Consider the following 20914-nt stretch of genomic DNA (forward strand, 5'->3'; position numbering starts at 1 on the left):
TGGCAACAACGCAACGAAGGAAACGCCATGAAACTCGCCACCCTGAAAGCCGGCGGCCGCGACGGCACCCTGGTCGTCGTCAGCCGCGACCTCGTGACCTGCCAGCCAGTGCCGGACATTGCACCAACCCTCCAGGCCGCCCTGGACGACTGGACCGCCTGCGCGCCGCGCCTGCGCCTGGTCTACGAACAGCTCAACGCCGGCCTCGCGCCCGCCGCCCAGTCCTTCCTGGAAGAACAATGCCATTCGCCGCTGCCGCGCGCCTACCAGTGGGCCGACGGCTCGGCCTACCTCAACCACGTCGAGCTGGTGCGCAAGGCACGCAATGCCGAGGTGCCGGCATCGTTCTACACCGACCCGCTGATGTACCAGGGCGGATCGGATTCCTTCGTCGGTCCGTGCGACCCGATCGCCGTGCAAAGCGAAGAGTGGGGCGTCGACCTTGAAGCGGAAGTGGCGGTGGTCACGGGCGACGTGCCGATGGGGGCGACGGTGGAGCAGGCCGCGCAGGCCGTCCGCCTCGTCATGCTGGTCAACGACGTCTCGCTGCGCAACCTGATCCCGAACGAGCTGGCCAAGGGCTTCGGCTTCTTCCAGTCCAAGCCGGCCAGCGCGTTTTCGCCGGTGGCGGTGACGCCGGAAGAACTCGGCCCGGCCTGGCACGACAGCAAGCTGCACCTGCCGCTGCTGGTCACGCTCAACGACAAGCCCTTCGGCCGCCCCAACGCCGGTGAAGACATGACCTTCAGCTTCGCCCAGCTGGTCGCGCACGCCGCCAAGACGCGCGAGCTCGCGGCCGGCAGCATCATCGGTTCCGGCACGGTCTCCAACAAACAAGGCAGCCTGCACGGCTCCAGCATCGACAACGGCGGCGTCGGCTACTGCTGCCTGGCCGAGGTGCGCATGTACGAAACCATCGAACAGGGCAAGCCCGCGACACCATTCCTTCATTTCGGCGACAGCGTCCGCATCGAAATGCTCGACGCCGAAGGTTCGAGCATCTTCGGCGCCATCGACCAGGAGGTCGCCCGCTACCATGGGAGGAGAGAATGAAGCTCTATACCTATTTCCGCAGTTCGGCGGCCTATCGGGTGCGCATTGCGCTCAACCTCAAGGGCCTGGACTACGAAGCGGTGCCGGTGCACCTGCTCAAGGATGGCGGTGAACAGCTGTCGGCAAGCTATCGCAAGATCAACCCGAGCGCGTTGGTGCCGGCGCTGCAGGACGAACGCGGCACGCTGACGCAATCGATGGCCATCCTCGAATACCTGGAGGAGACGCATCCGGACGTGCCGCTGATGCCGCCTGATCCGCTCGGGCGCGCCCGCGTGCGCGAGCTGTGCCAGATCGTGGCCTGCGACATCCACCCGCTGAACAACCTGCGCGTGCTGCGCTACCTTGTGCACACCTTCGGCATTTCGGAAGAAGCCAAGACCGAGTGGTACCGGCACTGGGTGAGCGACGGGCTGGCGGCGCTGGAAGCGCATCTGGCGCGCGATCCCGGAGCGGCTGACTTCTGCCACGGCGAGACGCCGACGCTGGCCGACTGCTTCCTGGTGCCGCAGGTGTTCAATGCACAGCGTTTCAATATCGACCTGGCGCCATATCCGAACGTCGCGCGCATCAACGCCAACTGCACCCAGCTGCCGGCGTTCGCCCATGCGCATCCGTCGCAGCAGCCGGATGCGGAGTAAGGCCGGCGCCATGCGCCGAAAAGGGAAGGTGCAGGATCCATAGAAATTGGACCGTCACCCTCCCGGCTTGTTCAGCCACCGCACGGTACAATGCCGGTTTGATCAAACCGTCCGCCGCAATGATTCCGCAACCCATCCTCACCGCCCTCGACCGCGTGGACGCCAGCTGGCGCCCGCATCTGGTGAAGGGGCTGGAGGCAATGATGCAGGCGGATCCGCACTACCTGCCGGCGCTGGCCGCCGACCACTACCTGCCGACCGACAACCGCCTGTTCGCCGCCTTCGCGCTGCCCTTGAACCAGGTGCGCTACGTGCTGGTGGGCGAGGGGCCTTATCCGCGCGTCGAAAGCGCCACCGGCGTCTGCTTCATGGACGGCGCGGTCGGCGAACTGTGGTGCGACGACGGGCTCTCGAAAGCGGTCAACCGCGCGACCTCGTTGCGCAATTTTATGAAGATGCTGCTGGTCGCGGATGGCAAATTGCAGGCCGACAATTGCGGCGGCCCGGCCATGGCGCCGGTTGCGGCCGCGGCACGCAGCGACGGCAGCATCCAGACCCTCGCCGCGCTGCAGCACAACCTGACCGCCCACGGCTTCCTGCTGCTGAACGCCGCACTGGTGTTCCGCCCGCACGTGGCCCCGGCGATCGATGCCCGGGCCTGGCAACCATTCCTGCAGACAGTTTTGCAAGTGCTGTCCGCCCAGCCCCAGCCGCCCACTCTGATCCTGTGGGGCAAGATCGCCGAGCAACTGAAGAAGCTCCCCGAGACCGCCGCCTTCCCGCAGTCCTGCGCCGAGCACCCCTACAACCTGTCCTTCATCCGCCACGAAGGCATGCAAAAGCTGTTCGGCCCGCTGCAACTGCTGCGGGCTCGCTAGAGGAAAAACAGGGAAGAAGCGCTGGAAGGGGAAACGGTGGCCGCCAAGACACGGCCAGCCAAATGCGCTATACTTGACTAAATTATTCAACTAATCGGGTTTTCGCAACGGCCTTGGCCGGCACCCGATCGGTTAAAGAAGGGCAATATTCTAACATCAACCGGGGTTGTGATGCGTCTGACCACCAAAGGCCGTTTCGCTGTTACTGCGATGATCGATCTTGCACTGCGCCAAGGCAAGGGCCCGGTCACGCTGTCGGGCATCAGCCAGCGCCAGGCTATCTCGCTGTCCTACCTGGAGCAGCTGTTCGGCAAGCTGCGCCGGCATGAAATCGTCGAATCGATCCGCGGCCCCGGCGGCGGCTACAGCCTGGCCCGCGCGGCCGAGAAGGTGACCGTGGCCGACATCATCATCGCGGTGGACGAGCCGATCGACGCCACCCAGTGTGGCGGCAAGGAAAACTGTCACGGCGCGGATGCCACCACCGGCACGCGCTGCATGACCCACGAACTGTGGGCCACGCTGAATGAAAAAATGGTCGATTACCTGGACTCGGTGACCCTGCAGGACCTGGTGGATCAGCAGAAACAGAAAGAACAACAGAACGTCGTGGTGGTGCACCGCAACAGCCACGTCGCCGTCGGACAAGATTGATTGGAGTGAACTGATGAACGCGCCCCTGGACAAGCAGCAAATCGAAAAGAGCTTCGCGACCGCGCCGCATTTCCCGGTCTATATGGACTATTCGGCCACCACGCCGGTCGACCCGCGCGTGGCCGACAAAATGATCCCCTTCCTGCGCGAGCAGTTCGGCAACCCGGCTTCGCGCAGCCATGCCTACGGCTGGAGCGCCGAGGCGGCGGTCGAAGAAGCGCGCGCCAACGTCGCCGCGCTGGTCGGCGCCGATCCGCGCGAGATCATCTGGACCTCCGGCGCCACCGAGTCGAACAACCTCGCGCTCAAGGGCGCTGCCAATTTCTACAAGACCAAGGGCAAGCACATCATCACGGTCAAGACCGAGCACAAATCGGTGCTCGACGTGGTGCGCGAGCTGGAACGCCAGGGCTTCGAAGCGACCTATCTTGAGCCGCAGGACAATGGCTTGGTCACCATCGAGCAGCTGGAAGCGGCGATCCGCCCGGACACCATCCTGGTCTCGGTCATGCTGGTCAATAACGAGATTGGCGTGATCCAGCCGATCGCCGAAATCGGTGAGCTGTGCCGCAAGAAGGGCATCATCTTCCACTGCGACGCGGCCCAGGCGACCGGCAAGGTGGCGATCAACCTGGAGCAGCTGAAGGTCGACCTGATGACCTTCACCGCACACAAGACCTACGGCCCGAAAGGCGTCGGCGCCCTGTACGTGCGCCGCAAGCCGCGCGTGCGCCTGGAAGCGCAGATGCACGGCGGCGGCCACGAGCGCGGCCTGCGTTCGGGCACGCTGCCGACCCACCAGATCGCGGGCATGGGCGAAGCCTTCCGCATCGCCAGGGAAGAGATGGACAGCGAAATCGGCCGCATCCGCGCACTGCGCGACCGCCTGGCCAAGGGCCTGCTGGAGATCGAAGAGGTCTACATCAACGGCGACATGGAGCACCGCGTGCCGCACAACCTGAACGTGTCGTTCAACTTTGTCGAGGGCGAGTCGCTGATCATGGCGGTCAAGGACATCGCCGTGTCGTCCGGTTCGGCCTGCACCTCGGCCAGCCTGGAGCCGTCCTACGTGTTGCGCGCGCTCGGCCGCAGCGATGAACTGGCACACAGCTCGATCCGTTTCACTATCGGCCGCTTCACCACCGAGGAAGACATCGACTTCGCCGTCAAGCTGCTGAAGGAAAAAGTCGGCAAGCTGCGCGAACTGTCGCCCCTGTGGGAAATGTACAAGGACGGGATCGACATCAGCTCGATCCAATGGGCCGCCCACTAAAACGTATTTTAAATTCAGGAGCATCAAAATGGCATACTCGGACAAAGTGCTGGACCACTACGAAAACCCGCGCAACGTGGGTTCCTTCGAAAAGGGCGATGACGCCGTCGGCACCGGCATGGTCGGCGCCCCGGCCTGCGGCGACGTGATGAAGCTGCAGATCAAGGTCAACGAACAGGGCCTGATCGAGGACGCGAAGTTCAAGACCTACGGCTGCGGCTCGGCGATCGCTTCGAGCTCGCTGGTGACCGAATGGGTCAAGGGCAAATCGCTCGACCAGGCGCTCGCCATCAAGAACACCCAGATCGCCGAAGAACTGGCGCTGCCGCCGGTGAAGATCCACTGCTCGATCCTGGCGGAAGACGCGATCAAGGCCGCCGTGGCCGACTACAAGGCCAAGCACCCGGACGCCTGAGCAGAGAGGTAAGACATGGCAGTGACACTGACCGAAAAAGCAGCGAAGCACATCAACCGCTACCTTGAGCGTCGCGGCAAGGGCGTCGGCCTGCGTTTCGGCGTGCGCACGACCGGCTGCTCGGGCCTTGCCTACAAGCTCGAGTACGTGGACGAGGCGGCGCCCGAAGACAATGTGTTCGAGTCGCACGGCGTGAAGGTATTCGTCGATCCGAAAAGCCTGCCCTACATCGACGGCACGGAGCTCGACTTCGCGCGCGAGGGCCTGAACGAAGGCTTCCGCTTCAACAACCCGAACGTCAAGGACGCTTGCGGCTGCGGCGAGAGCTTCCGTATCTGAGCCCGACGCCGATGCAGAATCATTTCGAGCTGTTCAACCTGCCGGCCAAATTCGAGATCGATATGCCGTCCCTCGACGCCGCCTACCGCGAAGTCCAGGGGCGCGTGCATCCGGACCGCTTCGTCAACGCCAGCGACACCGAAAAGCGGGTCGCCATGCAGTGGGCGACGCGCGCCAACGAGGCCTACCAGACGCTCAAGAACCCGCTCAAGCGGGCGCGCTACCTGGTCGAGCTGAACGGCATCGACCTGCAGACGGAATCGAACACGGCGATGCCGATGGACTTCCTGATGCAGCAAATGGAATGGCGCGAAGCGCTGGACGATGCGCGCGCCGGCAAGGACGCCAAGGCGCTCGACGACCTCGACGCGCAGCTCAAGCGCGAGCGCAAGGAGCGCCTGGTCCGCATCGGCCGCGAGCTCGACGACGGCCGCTACGAGCAGGCGGCGCAGGACATCCGCGCGTTGATGTTCCTCGATAAATTCGGCGACGAGGTCCACTACGCATTCGAGGCCCTGGAAGGCTGAATCGCGGCGCGCGCCGCGCGGCCGCCACCACAAGAAGAAAACAGGTAACACCAGATCATGGCACTCCTCCAAATCTCCGAACCGGGCATGTCCACCGCGCCGCACCAGCACCGGCTGGCGGTCGGCATCGACCTCGGCACCACCAACTCGCTGGTCGCGACGGTCCGCAGCGGCATCCCGGAAGTGCTCAGCGACGAGGATGGCCGCGCGCTGCTGCCATCGGTCGTGCGTTACCTGCCCAACGGGCACGCCAACATCGGCTACAAGGCGATGGCGGCGCGCACCACCGATCCGAAGAACACCGTGGTCTCGGTCAAGCGCTTCATGGGCCGCGGCCTGAAGGACATCGCGCACGCCGAGAACATGCCTTACGACTTCGTCGACGAACCCGGCATGGTCCAGTTGCGCACCGTGGCCGGCGTCAAGAGCCCGGTCGAGGTGTCGGCGCAGATCCTGGCGACGCTGCGCCAGCGCGCCGAGGACTCGCTCGGCGACGAGCTGGTGGGCGCCGTGATCACGGTGCCGGCCTATTTCGACGACGCCCAGCGCCAGGCCACCAAGGACGCCGCCCAGCTCGCGGGCCTGAACGTGCTGCGCCTGCTGTCCGAGCCGACCGCCGCCGCCATCGCCTACGGCCTCGATCATGGCAAGGAAGGCGTGTACGCGGTGTATGACCTCGGCGGCGGCACCTTCGACATCTCGATCCTCAAGCTGACCAAGGGCGTGTTCGAAGTGATGTCCACCGGCGGCGACTCCGCGCTCGGCGGCGACGACTTCGACCAGCGCCTGTTCTGCCACATTCGCGAGGAGGCGAAGCTCGCGCCGCTGTCGGAAGAAGACACCGCGACCCTGATGGTCAAGTCGCGCCAGGCCAAGGAGCTGCTGTCGACGAACGACGAGACCTCGGTCGAGGCGATCCTCAAGTCGGGCGAGATCGTGCAGGTGACCGTCACCGCGGAGACCTTCGCCGACATCACCAAGCACCTGGTCGCCAAGACCATCAACGCCATCCGGAAGGCGATGCGTGACGCGAACGTGTCGGTCGAGGACGTCGACGGCGTGGTGATGGTGGGCGGCGCGACCCGCATGCCGCACGTGCGCCGCGCGGTGGGCGAATTCTTCCACACCATCCCGCTGGCCAACATCGACCCGGACAAGGTGGTGGCGCTGGGCGCCGCGATCCAGGCCAATCTCCTGGCCGGCAACCGCGCGCCGGGCGACGACTGGCTGCTGCTGGACGTGACCCCGCTCTCGCTCGGCATCGAGACCATGGGCGGCCTGGTCGAGAAGATCATCCCGCGCAATTCGACGATCCCCTGTGCCCGCGCGCAGGAATTCACCACCTTCAAGGACGGCCAGACCGCACTGGCGGTGCACGTGGTGCAGGGCGAGCGCGAGCTGGTGTCGGACTGCCGTTCGCTGGCGCGCTTCGAGCTGCGCGGCATCCCGCCGATGGCGGCCGGCGCGGCGCGCATCCGCGTCACCTACCAGGTCGATGCGGATGGGCTGCTGTCGGTGTCGGCGCGCGAGACGCGCTCCGGCGTGGAAGCGTCGATCACGGTCAAGCCTTCGTACGGGCTGTCGGACGACGTGGTCGCGCGCATGCTGCAGGATTCGTACACCTCGGCGTCAGTCGACATGCAACTGCGCGCGCTGCGCGAAGAGCAGGTCGAGGCCGAGCGCATCATCCTGGCCACGCAGTCGGCGCTGGATGGCGACGGCGACCTGCTCACGCTGGACGAGCGCACCGAAATCGACGGCATGATGATGACCGTGCGCGAGACGCTGGCCAAGTCGAACGACGACGCCACCGACGCCGCGGCGCGCCAGAACGCGCTGCACGACGCGGTGCAGTCGCTGGCCCGCGGCACCGAGGATTTCGCCGCGCGCCGCATGGACAAGAGCGTCCGCAGCGCGCTGGCGGGCAAGTCGCTGGATCAGGTGTAAATTTAGTTAGCCGTTAAACCGTCGTTCCCGCGCAGGCGGGAACCCATAGACCGCCAGCTAAGCCGCCTCAGCATGGGTTCCCGCCTTCGCGGGAACGACGTGCTAAAGCTAACAAAATAATGAGGTAACAGAAGTGCCACAACTCGTATTCCTGCCCCATCCCGTGTTCTGCCCCGAAGGCGCGGTGGTCGAAGCGCCGACCGGCCAGTCGATCTGCGACGCCATGCTCGCCAACGACATCGAAATCGAGCACGCCTGCGACCGCGTGTGCGCCTGCACCACTTGCCACGTGCTGGTACGCGAAGGCTTCGACTCGCTCAACGAGCCCGAGGAAAAGGAAGAGGACATGCTCGACAAGGCCTGGGGCCTGGAAGCCGTCTCGCGCCTGTCCTGCCAGGCCATCGTCGGCACCGAAGACCTGGTGGTCGAGATCCCGAAGTACACCATCAACCACGCGGCCGAAAAGAACCATTGAAGGGTGCTGCCATGAAGTGGACCGACATCTCCAGCATCGCCGAAGCCCTGTACGACAAATACCCGGACGTCGACCCGGCCGGCGTGCGCTTCGTCGACCTGCACAACTGGGTGGTCGAGCTGGATGGCTTCGACGACGACCACTCGCGCGGCGGCGAAAAGATCCTCGAGGCGATTCAACAGGCGTGGATCGATGAAGCGGCCTGACAAGAAAACGCAAGCGCCGGAGCTGCCGCCGGAAGTCCGTCCCGGCCAGTCGGTCGAGCTGCTCAAGGAACTGCACATCCTGACCCGCGACGGCAAACTGAATCAGGACAGCCGCCGCAAGCTCAAGCAGGTCTACCACCTGTACCAGTTCATCGAGCCGCTGCTCAAGGACGTGTTGGCCGAGCACCCGGGCGTGACCCTGGTCGACCATGGGGCCGGCAAGTCCTACCTCGGCTTCATCCTGTACGACCTGTTCTTCAAGGGCCTGCACGACGGCTCGCACATCTACGGCATCGAGACGCGTGAAGAGCTGGTGCAGAAGTCGACCGAGCTGGCGCAGCACCTGGGCTTCGGCGGCATGTCCTTCCTGCCGCTGTCGGTCGCGGAATCGACCACCTCAAGCGAGCTGCCGCCGACCATCGACGTCGTCACCGCGCTCCACGCCTGCAATACCGCGACCGATGATGCGATCGACTTCGCCCTCAAGAAGGAGGCCAAGTACATCGTGCTGGTGCCGTGCTGCCAGGCCGAAGTCGCCTCCGTGCTGCGCAAGAACAAAGGCGGCCAGCTGGGCCGCAACGTGCTCACCGAGCTGTGGCGCCACCCGATCCACACGCGCGAATTCGGCAGCCAGGTCACCAATGTGCTGCGCTGCCTGCAGCTGGAGGCGCACGGCTACCAGGTCAACGTGACCGAACTGGTGGGCTGGGAGCACTCGATGAAGAACGAGCTGATCGTCGCCACCTACAAGAACCTGCCGCGCCGCCGACCCGCGGAGCGGCTGCATGAAGTGCTGTCGACGCTGGGACTGGAAGAGATGGACCAGCGCTTCTATACCGGACAGGCATCGCAATCCGAGCCTGCCACGCAAACGGAATAAACGATTATGAGCAATAGCGAAAACTGGATCGACCTGCGCAGCGATACCGTCACCCATCCTTCCGACGCGATGCGCGCCGCGATGGCCGCTGCTCCTGTCGGCGACGACGTCTACGCCGACGACCCCACCGTCAACCGCCTGCAGGACTACGCCGCCGACCTGTTCGGCTTCGAGGCCGGCCTGTTCGCGCCGTCCGGCACCCAGACCAACCTGATCGCGCTGATGACGCATTGCGGCCGCGGCGACGAGTACATGGTTGGCCAGGAAGCGCACACCTACAAATACGAAGGCGGCGGCGCCGCGGTGCTGGGCAGCATCCAGCCGCAGCCGATCGCCAACCAGCCGGACGGCAGCATCGCGCTGGCGGACATCGAGGGCTACATCAAGCCGGCCGACGATCACTTCGCGCGCACCCGCCTGCTGGCGCTGGAGAACACCATCGGCGGCCGCGTGTTGGGCCAGGATTATATGCGGGCCGCGACGTCGCTGGCGCATGCCAAGGGCCTCGCCGCCCACCTCGACGGCGCGCGCGTCTGCAACGCGGCGGTCAAGCTTGGCGTCAGCCTGCGCGATGCGACGGCCGGTTTCGACAGCGTGTCGGTGTGCCTGTCGAAAGGCCTGGGCGCGCCGGTCGGTTCGGTGCTGCTCGGCTCGAAGGACTTCATCGAGCGCAGCCGGCGCTGGCGCAAGATGCTGGGCGGCGGCATGCGCCAGGCCGGCATCATCGCGGCGGCCGGCATCTACGCGCTGGAGCACAATGTGCAGCGCCTGGCCGAAGACCACGACAACGCGGCGCAGCTGTCCGCAGGCCTTGGCGAAATCGAGGGCCTGAAGGTGACCACGCCGCAGACCAACATCTTCTACGTCGGCATGCCGGCCGCCGCTTGCGAGCCGCTGCGCGCGCACCTGGAGCGCCAGCAGATCCGTGCCTCCATCGGCCCGCACACGCGGCTTGTCACGCACCTCGATATCTCGCGCGAAGACGTCCAGCGCACCATCGGCGCGTTCAAGTCCTTCTTCAAGGATTTCAAGGTTTGATGAACGAGGAGGGCGTCCGCCTGGCCAAGCGCGTGGCGGCCATGCTGCCGTGTTCGCGCGCCGAGGCCGAGCGCTATATCGCGGGCGGCTGGGTGACGGTCGATGGCGAAGTGGCCGAAGATCCGGCCACGCGCGTGACGGAGCAGCAGCTCGTGGTTCTGCTGGCCGGCGCCACCGCGGATGAAATCGCGCCGGTCACAATCCTGTTGCACAAGCCGGCCGGCCTCGATGCCGCAGCCGCGCTTGAGCTGGTCTCGTCCGGCACACAGGAGGGCCGCGAGCGCTTCCTCAAACGCCACCTGAACAAGATTGAACCCGTCCTGCCGCTGGAAGATGCGGCCAGCGGTTTGATGGTGTGTACGCAGGACTTTCGCATCGTGCGCAAGCTGGTCGAAGACGCGAGCCGCATGGAGCAGGAATTCGTGGCGCAAGTTACTGGCGCTATCGCCGATGGCGGGCTGGCATCACTCAATCGCGATGCGGTCAAGGTCAGCTGGCAGAGCGAAGGCCGGTTGCGGATCGCAGGGAAGGGCATCAAGCCGGGGCAGATCGCGAAGATGTGCCGCAGCGTCGGCCTGGAGCTGGTGAGCTTGAAGCGTTTGCGCGTCGGGCGGGTGTCGCTGTCGAAGCTGCCGGAAGGCCGCTGGCGCTACCTCGTCGAATCTGAGCGTTTCTAAGCACTCCGTCGTTCCCGGCACTGCCGGAAACGACTCCCCGCGCAGGCGGGGACCCATGCTGAGCTCACTGGCCTGCGGCGCTGTGCTGCGACAACGCGTGCGGTCTATGGGTTCCCGCCTGCGCGGGAACGACGTTGTTTTATTGACGGGTCTTTTTAGGCAGCGACACCAGCCGCGTCCCCGCCAGCCGGTCATGCAGGAACTGCCGGTCCTTGTCGAAGAACGCTGTCGCGCCCCATCCCACCATGCCGATCAGGAGCGCAATCGCGATCTGTGATTTGTCGTGCAGCCCGGCGGCCCAGCACACCAGCAGCGCCGGCAGGAACCAGCCCCAGGCCAGCAGGTAGCGGATCGCCGCGACGCCGAACGGCACCTTGGCATGCCCCGGCTGCACCAGCCTGATGCGCCAGGTCTTCATGGCCAGCGTATGGCCGCTGTCGGTCCAGCACCAGACGAAGTAGGCGGCGGCGACCAGGAACAGGAACACGTTGCGCCCGTACTGGAAAATCGGCTCGTGCCGGTTGGCGGTGGCCAGCATGTACGCAGCGGTCGCGAGCATCTCGACCGAGAGCAGCAGGAACACTTCGTAGACCATCGAGATGACCCGCCGCTTGACGGTCGGGGTGTCGCTCGCTGCTGGGTTACTGGCCATTGGATGCGGGGACGGCCGGCGCGCTGGCCGGAAGAGGAGGTGTCGTCGGAGAAGGCTGCGCTGCCGCTGCGGAAGCCGCAGGCGTCTGCGCAGCGGCAGGTGCCGGTGCCGGTGCAGGCGCCGGGACGCACGGCGGCGTTGCCGATACCTTGTTCTTGATCTTGCCCGCCGGGCAGCTGGACGCGCCTGAATGCAGCGGCGAGGCATGCGTGCCCGTGGCCGCGGCCATGCCCTGCTTGCGGGCGGCGGCGGCTTCGGCCAGCTTGTGCTTCTGGTCGTCCGGCAGCTGTTGGTAGCTTTCCCAGGTGGCGGTCTTTTCGCCCGGCGCCAGCTTCTTGGTGCGCTTGTAGGTGTCGCGCGCCAGCTTGCGTTCGGCCGGCGTCAGGCGCACCCATTCGCGCATGCGTTCCTGGATGCGGGCTTGTTCATCGGGCTTGAGCGAGGCGAAGTGGTTCGACATCTCGAGCCACTTCTGCTTGCGCACGCCGTTCATCTGGTCCCACTCGGTGGCCAGCGGCGCGAGCGCGGTGCGCTGGGCAGGGTTGAGGTCCTTCCACAGCGGTTTTTCAGCCATCTTGGCGGGCGCCTTGACCACCCCGTGGGTGACGCCATGCGCGGGCGCGCCGGCCACCGGCGCAGCGGCGGCGGGCGGCTTGGCGGCGGGACCGGTTTGCTGGGCCATGGCCCAGGCGGCCCCGGCGGCCAGCGCAAGCGCGGTCGAGCAGGCGATCAGGGCGCGACGCAAACCGCTTGCCCTCATTGCGCGGCAGGCTGCGGGGCCTTGCCCTGTGCCTGGGACGCGAGATAGGCGTTGAAGCCGTGGTCGGTGTAGGCGGTCAGCGGCAGCTCGTCCGACAGGACGGCCGCATCCAGCTCGGCCAGCTCGGAAATGCGCTGTTGCTGCTCGTACTGGTACAGACCGGCCAGGCCGAACACGGCCGCCAGCAGCGGCACCGCCACCGCGACCCGCCCGAGGCCGGACATCGACAGCAGGGCGTGCATGTTCAGCAAGGGGCGAGCCTGGGCCTTGCGTACCGGCGCATCGGCCTTCTTGCGGGCGAGCGCGCGGGCGCGCGCGGCGGCGAGCCGTTCGCTGGTCGAATCGGGCAGGGCATCAAGATTTTCGTTGAGCGCGTGGCGAATCTTGTACGCCAGGTTGATGTCGTCCGTGTTCATAATTTAATTCCCTTGGCCTTGAGGGCTTCCGCGAGGGTGTGTGTAGCGCGAGAGCAATGCGTCTTTACGCTGCCCTCGGAAACGCCCATCGCCTCGGCCGTTTCGGCCACATCCATGTCCTGCCAGTAACGCATCAGGAAGGCTTCGCGTTGACGCGCCGGGAGTTTTTGTACTTCGTTTTCGATCAGGCGCAAGGTTTCGGCCCGTTCGACCTGGTCGGCGCTGGACTCGGCAGCGGCCGTCCCTTCCTCGGCTTCATATGATGCAAGTATATCAAAGTCCTCGTCCTCGTCGTCCCGCCGGCCCAGGCCGGAGAACAGGCTGACCCAGGTGTTGCGCACCTTTTCGCGTCGGAAATAATCGAGGATGGTGGTCTGCAAGATGCGCTGGAACAGCATCGGCAGTTCGGCGGCCGGCTTGTCGCCGTATTTCTCGGCCAGCTTGATCATCGCGTCCTGCACGATGTCCAGCGCCGATTCGTCCTTGCGCACCGCATACACGGCTTGCTTGAAGGCGCGCCGTTCGACATTCGCGAGGAAGTCGTTGAGTTCTTTGTCTGTTGCCATGCGATGAAGGGGTGCGCCGAGGGTCCGGCCTGTGGCTTTGGGGAAAACTATCGAATCGTAGCAAAATTTGCAGGTATATGCACCCGTCCGGCACAGGGCGCGTGCTGTAAAAAAATAATCGGGGCCGCATGGAATAATGCGCATCCGGATACGTTCACCCAGGTAAGCGCCCATTTTCCACCCTGTCTTACCAAGGAGATTCCATGAAACGCAGCACCCTCGCGCTCCTGCTGGCCTGCGCCGGCGGCGCCACCGGCAACGCCTTCGCCGGTCCCGCCCTCGACGCCGCCCAGGCCCATTTCGCCGCCATCGGCAGCGCCGACCACGCCGCCATCGTGCGCGACTATGCGGACAATGCGCGCCTGACCTGGGTCGGCGGCCCGCTCGACGGCAGCTATGACGGTCCGGCCGCCATCGGCGCCGTGTGGGACAAGTTCGGCGCCGCCGCCGGTCCGGTCCGGGTCAGCGTGATGGGCATCGCCGAATCGGCCAATCCGAAGGGCGCCACTGTGGTGGCCGGCGTGCAGTTCGAGGGCAAGATGCAGGTCAAGGTGCGCTACGTGCTCACCTACCGCGACGGCAAGCTGGTCAACGAGACCTGGCAGGTCGATCCCAAGCTGGCCCCCGCTTCCTACTGAGCCGGCGCGGAGATGAGCCAGATGCGCGGCGATGCAGCCGATCACCTGCTGGCCTGCGTGCCGCGCCTGCGCCGCTACGCGCGCGCCCTGGTCGGCGAGCGCGCCGCCGCCGAGGACCTGGTGCAGGACACCGTGGAACGCGGCTGGGCGCGGCTGGCCGACTGGCAGCGCGGCAGCGACATGCGGGCCTGGCTGTTCTCGATCATGCATAACCTGCGGGTCGACCAGCACCGCCGCGGCGTGCTGGACACCGAGCCGCTCGACGAGGACACGCCGCAGCCGGCCGCGCCCGGCCAGGTGTGCGCCGGCCTCGAACTGCGCGAGCTCGACGCCGCGCTGCGCCTGCTGCCCGAGGCCCAGCGCGAGATATTGCTGCTGGTCGGGCTCGAAGAAATGCGTTACGAGGACGTCGCGCAGGCGCTCGGCATTCCGGTCGGCACCGTGATGTCGCGCCTGTCGCGCGCCCGCGAGAAGCTGCGTGCGCTGATGGACGGCCGCGCCCCCGCCATTTCCCTGAAGGTCGTCAAATGAGTCACCTGCCCATTACCGAAGCCGAGCTGCACGCCTATGTCGACGGCCGCCTGCCGCCCGCGCGGCGCGCCGAGGTCGAGGCCTATCTCGCGGCGCTTCCGGAAGAAGCGGCGCGGGTTCAAGCCTATTCGGCCCAGAACGATGCCCTGCATGCCCTGTTCGATGGCGTGCTCGACGAGCCGGCCCCGCCGCCCCGAGCCCCGGTCCGAGCGGGCTGGCAGTGGCAGCGCCTTGCCGCCGCGCTGGCGATTGCGATTGCCGGCGGCGGCGCCGGCTGGTTCCTGCGCGGCGCCGCCGGCGCCGACCTGCGCCCGGCGGCCATGGCCCGCTATGGCTTTGCGCAACAAGCCAGTGCCGGGCTGGCGCACCAGGCCGCCGTCGCGCACGTGGTCTACAGCCCGGACGTACGCCGTCCGGTCGAGATCGGCGCCGAGCAGGAGGACCAGCTGGTCACCTGGCTGTCCAAGCGCCTCGGCACCAAGGTGCGGCCGCCGCGCCTTGGCAAACTGGGCTATGAGCTGATCGGCGGGCGGCTGTTGCCCGGCGCCAGCGGTCCGGTGGCGCAATTCATGTACCAGGACCGCGCCGGCCAGCGTCTCACCGTGTACGTGTCGAACGAGCAGGCGCAGAATAAGGACACCGGCTTCCGCTTCGCCAAGGAGGGCCCGGTCAACGTGTTCTACTGGATCGACGGCAAGTTCGGCTACGCCTTGTCAGCCGGTATCGACAAGGGCGAGCTGGCACGCGTCGCGAGCGCCGTCTACGAACAACTGGAGGGACCGGCTTGAAAGTGATCTTCCTGTCAGCCGCCTGCCTATGGGTAAGCGCGTGCATGGCCCAGGGCCAGCCGGCCGCGCACCAGCACGGGCAGGGGAGCGCCACCCCCGCCACCTTCGTCGCCAGCAGCGCCAAGCCGTATGACCAACTCGCGAACGAGGCCATGGCCATCATGGACCGCGGCATGCGCAGCGCGCCGATGGACGGCGTGCCGGACCACGACTTCGTCGCCATGATGGTTCCGCATCACCAGGGCGCGATCGACATGGCCAAGGCGATCCTGGTCCACAGCAAGGACCAGGAACTGCGCAACCTGGCGCAGGGCATCATCACCGAGCAGCAGAACGAAATCAACGTCATGCGGGCCTGGCTGCGGCGCTACCAGGCCGCTCACAGCCGTGCCGCGCCCGCCGCGCAGACGCCAACCGACAAGGACTCCCATGCACACCACTGACACGGTCCGCGCCGCCGGCGCCTTCGCCCTTGCCGCCGCCATGCTGGCGGCGCCCGCGCAAGCCCTGCCCAGGCCCGGCGACCGGGTCTACACGGCCGACCAGAACAGCAATACCGTCTCGGTCATCGACCCCACCACCAACACCCTGCTCGGCCAGGTCCGCCTCGGCAACCAGCGCCCGGACATCCTCTCTCCGCTGTACAAGGGCGAGATCAATGTGCACGGGCTGGGCTTCTCGCCGGACCACAAGACCCTGGTCGCGATTGCCAACGGCTCCAATTCGGTGACCTTCATCGACACCGCCACCAACAAGGTCAAGGGCGTGACCTACATCGGCCGCTCGCCGCACGAAGGCTTCTTCACGGCCGACGGGCGCGAGGTATGGGTGGTGGTGCGCGGGGAAGACTACATTTCCGTGATCGACCCGGCCAGCTACAAGGAAAAAGGGCGCATCCAGACCACCGGCGGGCCGGGCATGGTGATGTTCCACCCGAACGGCAAGCTGGCCTTCGTGGTGTCGAGCTTCAATCCGGTGGTCGACGTCATCGACGTCAAGTCGCGCAAGGTCATCAAGCACATCCCGGTGACCAGCCCGTTCTCGCCCTTCCTGCAGTTCACGCCCGACTTCAAGGAAATCTGGATGACCCACAAGGACGTCGGCAAGGTCACCCGCATCGACACCGCCACGCTGGCCGTCAAGGGCGTAATCGACACCGGCTTCATCACCAACCACCTCGCCTTCGCCAAGACCGCCAATGGCGTGCGCGCCTACGTCACGGTCGGCGGTGAAAACGTGGTGAAGGTGTACAGCACCGGCGACGCCCCGGCGCTGGTGGCGACCATCCCGACCGGCGCGCTGCCGCACGGTATCTGGAGCTCCGACGACGGCAGCCGCGTTTACGTCGGCCTGGAGAACGGCGACGCGGTGGACGTCATCGACACCGCCACTGACAAGGTCGTCGCCCACGCGCCGGTGGGGCAGGCGCCGCAGGCTTTGGTCTACGTCTCGCATGCGGCGCCGGCCGGCGCCGGGACCGCCAACCTGGTCCCGCGGGTCAGCTCGGAACCGGTGAATATCGCGCTCAAGCCGAATGGCGGCATGGGCAAGGGTTTCGTGGTGGCGCGCAACCTCGGCGTGACCGATGCGCTGGAAGTGTTCCTGTTCAAGCTGAAACCGGATACCGTGTACAGCGTGTATGCCAGCGGCCAGGCCGCCCCGGTCGCCAGTTTCAAGACCGACGCCAGCGGCAAGGCCAACGGCACCGCCATCGGCCCGATGCGCGAAGTGGCCGGCGCGCTGTCCGGCAAACAGGGCGGCGCCAGCCGCATCCTCGTGATGGAAGGCGAGGCGGCGGCCGATCCGCAACATGCGGTGTTGTCGAGCGTGCAATAGTACATGCGGAAAGCGCATAAGGAGCTTGACCAGAATGCTGCAACGCAGTAAGGTGTCTGTTACGCTTTGCAACCCCGAAGCTCCATGGTCACCGGGCCAGTCCATACAGGGACCTTCCCGGCATTGACTCGCTTTCATTTGTAGGCAGTTTGCTCCGACCCGTGCCACAAGCGCGAGGAATGTGCTCACCGCTACAGAAACTCATGCCAAACGAGTTGCGTCCAGCGCCGGTTCACAGGATATCTATGGGTATCTGCAGGATCGACGTGACCGCAGAAAGAAGGGAAGCCTGAGCGTCTGTCGCCGTCGCACATTTCGTTAGGAAAGAGCATCCGATCACTCCCCAATGGGTTTTGAAAGGAATGTTATGAGTAACGAAGCCACAGCGCCAATCACTGGCGCAGAGATTGTCGTGCGTTGCCTGGCCGAGGAGGGCGTCGAGCACGTCTTCGGATATCCGGGCGGGGCAGTCCTCTACATCTACGACGCCATCTTCCAGCAGGACAAGTTCAAGCACATCCTGGTGCGCCACGAACAGGCCGCGGTGCATGCCGCCGACGCCTATTCGCGCAGCTCCAACAAGGTCGGCGTTGCCCTGGTCACTTCCGGACCGGGCGTCACCAATGCCGTCACCGGCCTGTCGACCGCCTACATGGACTCGATCCCGATGGTGGTCATCACCGGCCAGGTGCCGAGCCACGCCATCGGCCAGGACGCGTTCCAGGAATGCGACACGGTCGGCATCACGCGCCCCGTGGTCAAGCACAATTTCCTGGTCAAGGACGTGCGCGAGCTGGCCGCCACCATCAAGAAAGCCTTCTTCATCGCGCGCACCGGCCGTCCCGGCCCGGTGCTGGTCGACATCCCGAAGGACATCTCGATGCACAAGTGCGCGTTCGAGTATCCGCGCGAAATCGAGATGCGCTCGTACAAGCCGGTCGACAAGGGCCACACCGGCCAGATCCGCAAGGCGGTGCAGCTGCTGCTGGCGGCCGAGCGGCCGATGATCTACACCGGCGGCGGCGTGATCCTGGCCAATGCCTCGAACGAGCTGAACAAGCTGGTCGACAAGCTCGGCTACCCGGTCACGAATACGCTGATGGGCCTGGGCGGCTACCGCGCCGGCAGCGACAAATTCGTCGGCATGCCCGGCATGCACGGCACCTACGAAGCGAACATGGCGATGCAGCACTGCGACGTCCTGATCGCGATCGGCGCCCGTTTCGACGACCGCGTGATCGGCAATCCCAAGCACTTCGCCAGCAACCCGCGCAAGATCATCCACGTCGACATCGACCCGTCCTCGATCTCCAAGCGGGTCAAGGTCGACATCCCGATCGTCGGCAACGTCAAGGACGTGCTGGTCGAACTGCTGAGCCAGCTCGACGCCGCCGAAGCCAAGCCGAACGCCGAGTCGCTGCGCTCCTGGTGGAGCCAGATCAACGCCTGGCGTTCGAAGGAATGCCTGAAGTACACCCCGTCGACCGAGGTCATCAAGCCGCAGTCGGTGGTCGAAGCCGTGTGGCGCGCGACCGATGGCGATGCCTTCATCACCTCGGACGTCGGCCAGCACCAGATGTGGGCCGCGCAGTACTACCCGTTCAACAAGCCGCGCCGCTGGATCAATTCGGGCGGCCTGGGCACGATGGGCGTCGGCCTGCCGTACGCGATGGGCGTGCAGATGGCCAATCCGGATGCGACCGTCGCCTGCATCACCGGCGAAGGCTCGATCCAGATGTGCATCCAGGAGCTGGCCACCTGCAAGCAATACCACCTGACGCCGAAGATCATCCTGCTCAACAACGGCTACCTGGGCATGGTGCGCCAGTGGCAGGAACTGGACTACGAGTCGCGCTATTCGGAATCCTATGTGCACTCGCTGCCGGACTTCCAGAAGCTGGCCGAAGCCTATGGCCACGTCGGCATGCGCATCGACAAGCCGGCCGACGTCGACGGCGCGCTGCGCGAAGCCTTCGCGATGAAGGACCGCCTGGTGTTCATGAACTTCATCACCGATCCGGACGAGAACGTCTGGCCCATGGTGAAGGCGGGCAAGGGCCTGTCTGAAATGCTGCTCGGATCGGAGGACCTGTAATGCGACACATTATTTCCGTCCTCCTCGAAAACGAAGCCGGTGCGCTGTCGCGCGTGGTCGGCCTGTTCTCGGCCCGCGGCTACAACATCGAGACCCTGACCGTGGCGCCGACCGAAGACGCGACCCTGTCGCGCATGACCATCGTCACCAGCGGTTCGGACGACATCATCGAGCAGATCACCAAGCACCTGAACCGGCTGATCGAAGTGGTGAAGGTGGTCGACCTGACCGAAGGCGCGCACATCGAGCGCGAGCTCATGCTGATCAAGGTGCGCGCGGTCGGCAAGGAACGTGAAGAAATGAAGCGTACCGCGGACATCTTCCGCGGCCGCGTCATCGACGTCACCGAGAAGACCTACACGATCGAGCTGACCGGCAACAAGGACAAGCTCGACGCCTTCATCGGCGCCATCGACCGCAGCGCGATCCTCGAAACCGTACGTACCGGCGGCTCCGGCATCGGCCGTGGCGAACGCATCCTCAAAGTATAAGCAACACCTACAAATTTAAAGAAAGAGCACACACCATGAACGTTTTCTACGACAAAGACTGCGACCTCTCCCTCATCAAAGGCAAGAACGTCGCCATCATCGGCTACGGCTCGCAAGGCCACGCGCACGCCCAGAACCTGTCCGAATCGGGCGTCAACGTCACCGTCGGCCTGCGCCGCGGCGGCGGCTCCTGGCACAAGGTCGAGAAGGCCGGCCTGAAGGTGGCCGAGGTCGACGAGGCGGTGAGCAACGCCGACGTCGTCATGATCCTGCTGCCGGACGAGAACATCGCCCAGGTCTACAAGGAAAACGTCGAGCCGAACATCAAGAAGGGCGGCGTGCTGGCCTTCGCCCACGGCTTCAACGTGCACTACGGCCAGGTCGTGCCGCGCGCCGACCTCGACGTGATCATGATCGCGCCCAAGGCCCCGGGCCACACCGTGCGCGGCACCTACACCCAGGGTGGCGGCGTGCCGCACCTGGTCGCCGTGTACCAGGACAAGAGCGGTTCGGCACGCGACATCGCGCTGTCGTACGCGATGGCCAACGGCGGCGGCCGCGCCGGCATCATCGAGACCAACTTCCGTGAAGAGACCGAGACCGACCTGTTCGGCGAGCAGGCCGTGCTGTGCGGCGGCGCCGTCGAGCTGATCAAGGCCGGCTTCGAGACCCTGGTGGAAGCCGGCTACGCGCCGGAGATGGCTTACTTCGAGTGCCTGCACGAGCTCAAGCTGATCGTCGACCTGATCTACGAAGGCGGCATCGCCAACATGAACTACTCGATCTCGAACAACGCGGAATACGGCGAGTACGTCACCGGCCCGCGCGTCGTGACCGCGCAGACCAAGGACGCGATGCGCCAGTGCCTGAAGGACATCCAGACCGGCGAATACGCGAAGAGCTTCATCCTCGAGAACAAGGCCGGCGCACCGACCCTGATCTCGCGCCGCCGCCTGACCGCCGAGCACCAGATCGAGGAAGTCGGCGCCAAGCTGCGCGCGATGATGCCGTGGATCGCGAAGAACAAGCTGGTGGACCAGTCCAAAAACTAAAGAAGTACCACGTCGTCCCCGCGGAGGCGGGGACCCATGGAACGTTTGCGTTGAGAGCGGTTACGCCGCAGGCCAGCAAACTCAGC

Annotated in this window: 26 protein-coding genes; 22 read left to right on the top strand and 4 right to left on the bottom strand. The window is 65.5% G+C overall.

Translation table 11 applies throughout. The features are described 5' to 3' along the window. The first annotated feature begins 27 nt into the window (after nt 1–27). The 14 genes from NX778_RS00310 to NX778_RS00375 all read left to right on the top strand — a co-directional run bounded on the left by NX778_RS00310 (nt 28) and on the right by NX778_RS00375 (nt 11003). Entirely contained in the window at nt 28–1053 is a 1026-nt protein-coding gene (locus tag NX778_RS00310) for a fumarylacetoacetate hydrolase family protein (protein WP_258809700.1), read from the top strand. Then, nucleotides 1050–1694 (top strand): maleylacetoacetate isomerase, encoded by a 645-nt coding sequence (gene maiA, locus NX778_RS00315; protein WP_258809701.1) that lies wholly within the window; start codon nt 1050–1052, stop codon nt 1692–1694. Before NX778_RS00310 ends, maiA begins: the two co-directional genes overlap by 4 nt. Before the next feature lie 119 nt (nt 1695–1813). Further along, nucleotides 1814–2572 (top strand): uracil-DNA glycosylase family protein, encoded by a 759-nt coding sequence (locus tag NX778_RS00320; protein WP_258809702.1) that lies wholly within the window; start codon nt 1814–1816, stop codon nt 2570–2572. A gap of 171 nt (nt 2573–2743) precedes the next feature. Beyond that, the gene (iscR, locus tag NX778_RS00325; RefSeq protein ID WP_258809703.1) at nt 2744–3226 is read left to right on the top strand and encodes a Fe-S cluster assembly transcriptional regulator IscR; all 483 of its coding nucleotides are present in this window, start codon (nt 2744–2746) and stop codon (nt 3224–3226) included. Between the two features lie 13 nt (nt 3227–3239). Then, nucleotides 3240–4499, top strand: coding sequence for an IscS subfamily cysteine desulfurase (locus NX778_RS00330; RefSeq protein WP_258809704.1), 1260 nt, complete (start codon nt 3240–3242; stop codon nt 4497–4499). Nucleotides 4500–4527: 28 nt separating this feature from the next. After that, a complete protein-coding gene (gene iscU / locus NX778_RS00335) occupies nt 4528–4914 on the top strand; it encodes a Fe-S cluster assembly scaffold IscU (protein ID WP_258809705.1) in 387 nt (128 codons plus the stop codon). 15 nt (nt 4915–4929) lie between these two features. Next, entirely contained in the window at nt 4930–5253 is a 324-nt protein-coding gene (gene iscA / locus NX778_RS00340; RefSeq protein WP_258809706.1) for an iron-sulfur cluster assembly protein IscA, read from the top strand. 11 nt (nt 5254–5264) lie between these two features. Continuing rightward, nucleotides 5265–5780, top strand: coding sequence for a Fe-S protein assembly co-chaperone HscB (gene hscB, locus NX778_RS00345; RefSeq protein ID WP_258809707.1), 516 nt, complete (start codon nt 5265–5267; stop codon nt 5778–5780). Between the two features lie 57 nt (nt 5781–5837). Then, a complete protein-coding gene (hscA, locus tag NX778_RS00350; protein WP_258809708.1) occupies nt 5838–7727 on the top strand; it encodes a Fe-S protein assembly chaperone HscA in 1890 nt (629 codons plus the stop codon). 133 nt (nt 7728–7860) lie between these two features. Continuing rightward, complete coding sequence (gene fdx, locus NX778_RS00355; protein ID WP_258809709.1) at nt 7861–8202, top strand: ISC system 2Fe-2S type ferredoxin; 342 nt, start codon at nt 7861–7863, stop codon at nt 8200–8202. Between the two features lie 11 nt (nt 8203–8213). After that, nucleotides 8214–8408 carry a Fe-S cluster assembly protein IscX gene (iscX, locus tag NX778_RS00360; protein WP_258809710.1) on the top strand — a complete coding sequence of 65 codons (195 nt, stop codon included), beginning with the start codon at nt 8214–8216 and terminating at the stop codon, nt 8406–8408. Further along, nucleotides 8395–9288, top strand: a complete 894-nt coding sequence (locus tag NX778_RS00365) for a class I SAM-dependent methyltransferase (protein WP_258809711.1) — start codon at nt 8395–8397, stop codon at nt 9286–9288. Before iscX ends, NX778_RS00365 begins: the two co-directional genes overlap by 14 nt. Before the next feature lie 6 nt (nt 9289–9294). Next, complete coding sequence (gene ltaE, locus NX778_RS00370) at nt 9295–10326, top strand: low-specificity L-threonine aldolase (RefSeq protein WP_258809712.1); 1032 nt, start codon at nt 9295–9297, stop codon at nt 10324–10326. Beyond that, nucleotides 10326–11003 (top strand): RNA pseudouridine synthase, encoded by a 678-nt coding sequence (locus NX778_RS00375; RefSeq protein WP_258809713.1) that lies wholly within the window; start codon nt 10326–10328, stop codon nt 11001–11003. The genes ltaE and NX778_RS00375 overlap by 1 nt, the downstream gene beginning before the upstream one ends. A gap of 139 nt (nt 11004–11142) precedes the next feature. Here the strand turns inward: NX778_RS00375 and NX778_RS00380 are convergent, their stop codons facing one another. The 4 genes from NX778_RS00380 to NX778_RS00395 are packed head-to-tail and all read right to left on the bottom strand — an operon-like array spanning nt 11143 to nt 13397. Next, a complete protein-coding gene (locus tag NX778_RS00380; protein WP_258809714.1) occupies nt 11143–11655 on the bottom strand; it encodes an RDD family protein in 513 nt (170 codons plus the stop codon). After that, nucleotides 11645–12400: a DUF3106 domain-containing protein gene (locus tag NX778_RS00385; RefSeq protein WP_258809715.1), complete on the bottom strand. Its 756-nt coding sequence runs from the start codon at nt 12398–12400 to the stop codon at nt 11645–11647. Before NX778_RS00385 ends, NX778_RS00380 begins: the two co-directional genes overlap by 11 nt. Nucleotides 12401–12411: 11 nt before the next feature. Then, nucleotides 12412–12831, bottom strand: coding sequence for a DUF3619 family protein (locus tag NX778_RS00390; protein ID WP_258809716.1), 420 nt, complete (start codon nt 12829–12831; stop codon nt 12412–12414). Continuing rightward, the gene (locus NX778_RS00395) at nt 12828–13397 is read right to left on the bottom strand and encodes an RNA polymerase sigma factor (RefSeq protein WP_258811005.1); all 570 of its coding nucleotides are present in this window, start codon (nt 13395–13397) and stop codon (nt 12828–12830) included. The genes NX778_RS00390 and NX778_RS00395 overlap by 4 nt, the downstream gene beginning before the upstream one ends. A 203-nt stretch (nt 13398–13600) precedes the next feature. On the opposite strand from NX778_RS00395, the gene NX778_RS00400 reads away from it, so the two are divergent. From NX778_RS00400 to ilvC, 8 genes are all read left to right on the top strand, one after another. After that, nucleotides 13601–14035 carry a nuclear transport factor 2 family protein gene (locus tag NX778_RS00400; protein WP_258809717.1) on the top strand — a complete coding sequence of 145 codons (435 nt, stop codon included), beginning with the start codon at nt 13601–13603 and terminating at the stop codon, nt 14033–14035. 12 nt (nt 14036–14047) lie between these two features. Beyond that, nucleotides 14048–14566, top strand: coding sequence for an RNA polymerase sigma factor (locus tag NX778_RS00405; RefSeq protein ID WP_441295315.1), 519 nt, complete (start codon nt 14048–14050; stop codon nt 14564–14566). Continuing rightward, nucleotides 14563–15354: an anti-sigma factor family protein gene (locus NX778_RS00410; RefSeq protein WP_258809718.1), complete on the top strand. Its 792-nt coding sequence runs from the start codon at nt 14563–14565 to the stop codon at nt 15352–15354. The genes NX778_RS00405 and NX778_RS00410 overlap by 4 nt, the downstream gene beginning before the upstream one ends. Then, nucleotides 15351–15797 carry a DUF305 domain-containing protein gene (locus NX778_RS00415; protein WP_370661293.1) on the top strand — a complete coding sequence of 149 codons (447 nt, stop codon included), beginning with the start codon at nt 15351–15353 and terminating at the stop codon, nt 15795–15797. The genes NX778_RS00410 and NX778_RS00415 overlap by 4 nt, the downstream gene beginning before the upstream one ends. A gap of 40 nt (nt 15798–15837) precedes the next feature. Further along, nucleotides 15838–17190 (top strand): YncE family protein, encoded by a 1353-nt coding sequence (locus NX778_RS00420; protein WP_258811008.1) that lies wholly within the window; start codon nt 15838–15840, stop codon nt 17188–17190. A gap of 367 nt (nt 17191–17557) precedes the next feature. After that, a complete protein-coding gene (locus tag NX778_RS00425; protein ID WP_258809719.1) occupies nt 17558–19285 on the top strand; it encodes an acetolactate synthase 3 catalytic subunit in 1728 nt (575 codons plus the stop codon). Beyond that, nucleotides 19285–19776 (top strand): acetolactate synthase small subunit, encoded by a 492-nt coding sequence (gene ilvN / locus NX778_RS00430; protein WP_258809720.1) that lies wholly within the window; start codon nt 19285–19287, stop codon nt 19774–19776. The genes NX778_RS00425 and ilvN overlap by 1 nt, the downstream gene beginning before the upstream one ends. Nucleotides 19777–19811: 35 nt before the next feature. Beyond that, entirely contained in the window at nt 19812–20828 is a 1017-nt protein-coding gene (gene ilvC / locus NX778_RS00435; RefSeq protein ID WP_370661294.1) for a ketol-acid reductoisomerase, read from the top strand. Nucleotides 20829–20914: the final 86 nt, after the last annotated feature.

The sequence above is a fragment of the Massilia terrae genome (assembly GCF_024753145.1).
Taxonomy (GTDB): Bacteria; Pseudomonadota; Gammaproteobacteria; order Burkholderiales; family Burkholderiaceae_D; genus Telluria; species Telluria terrae.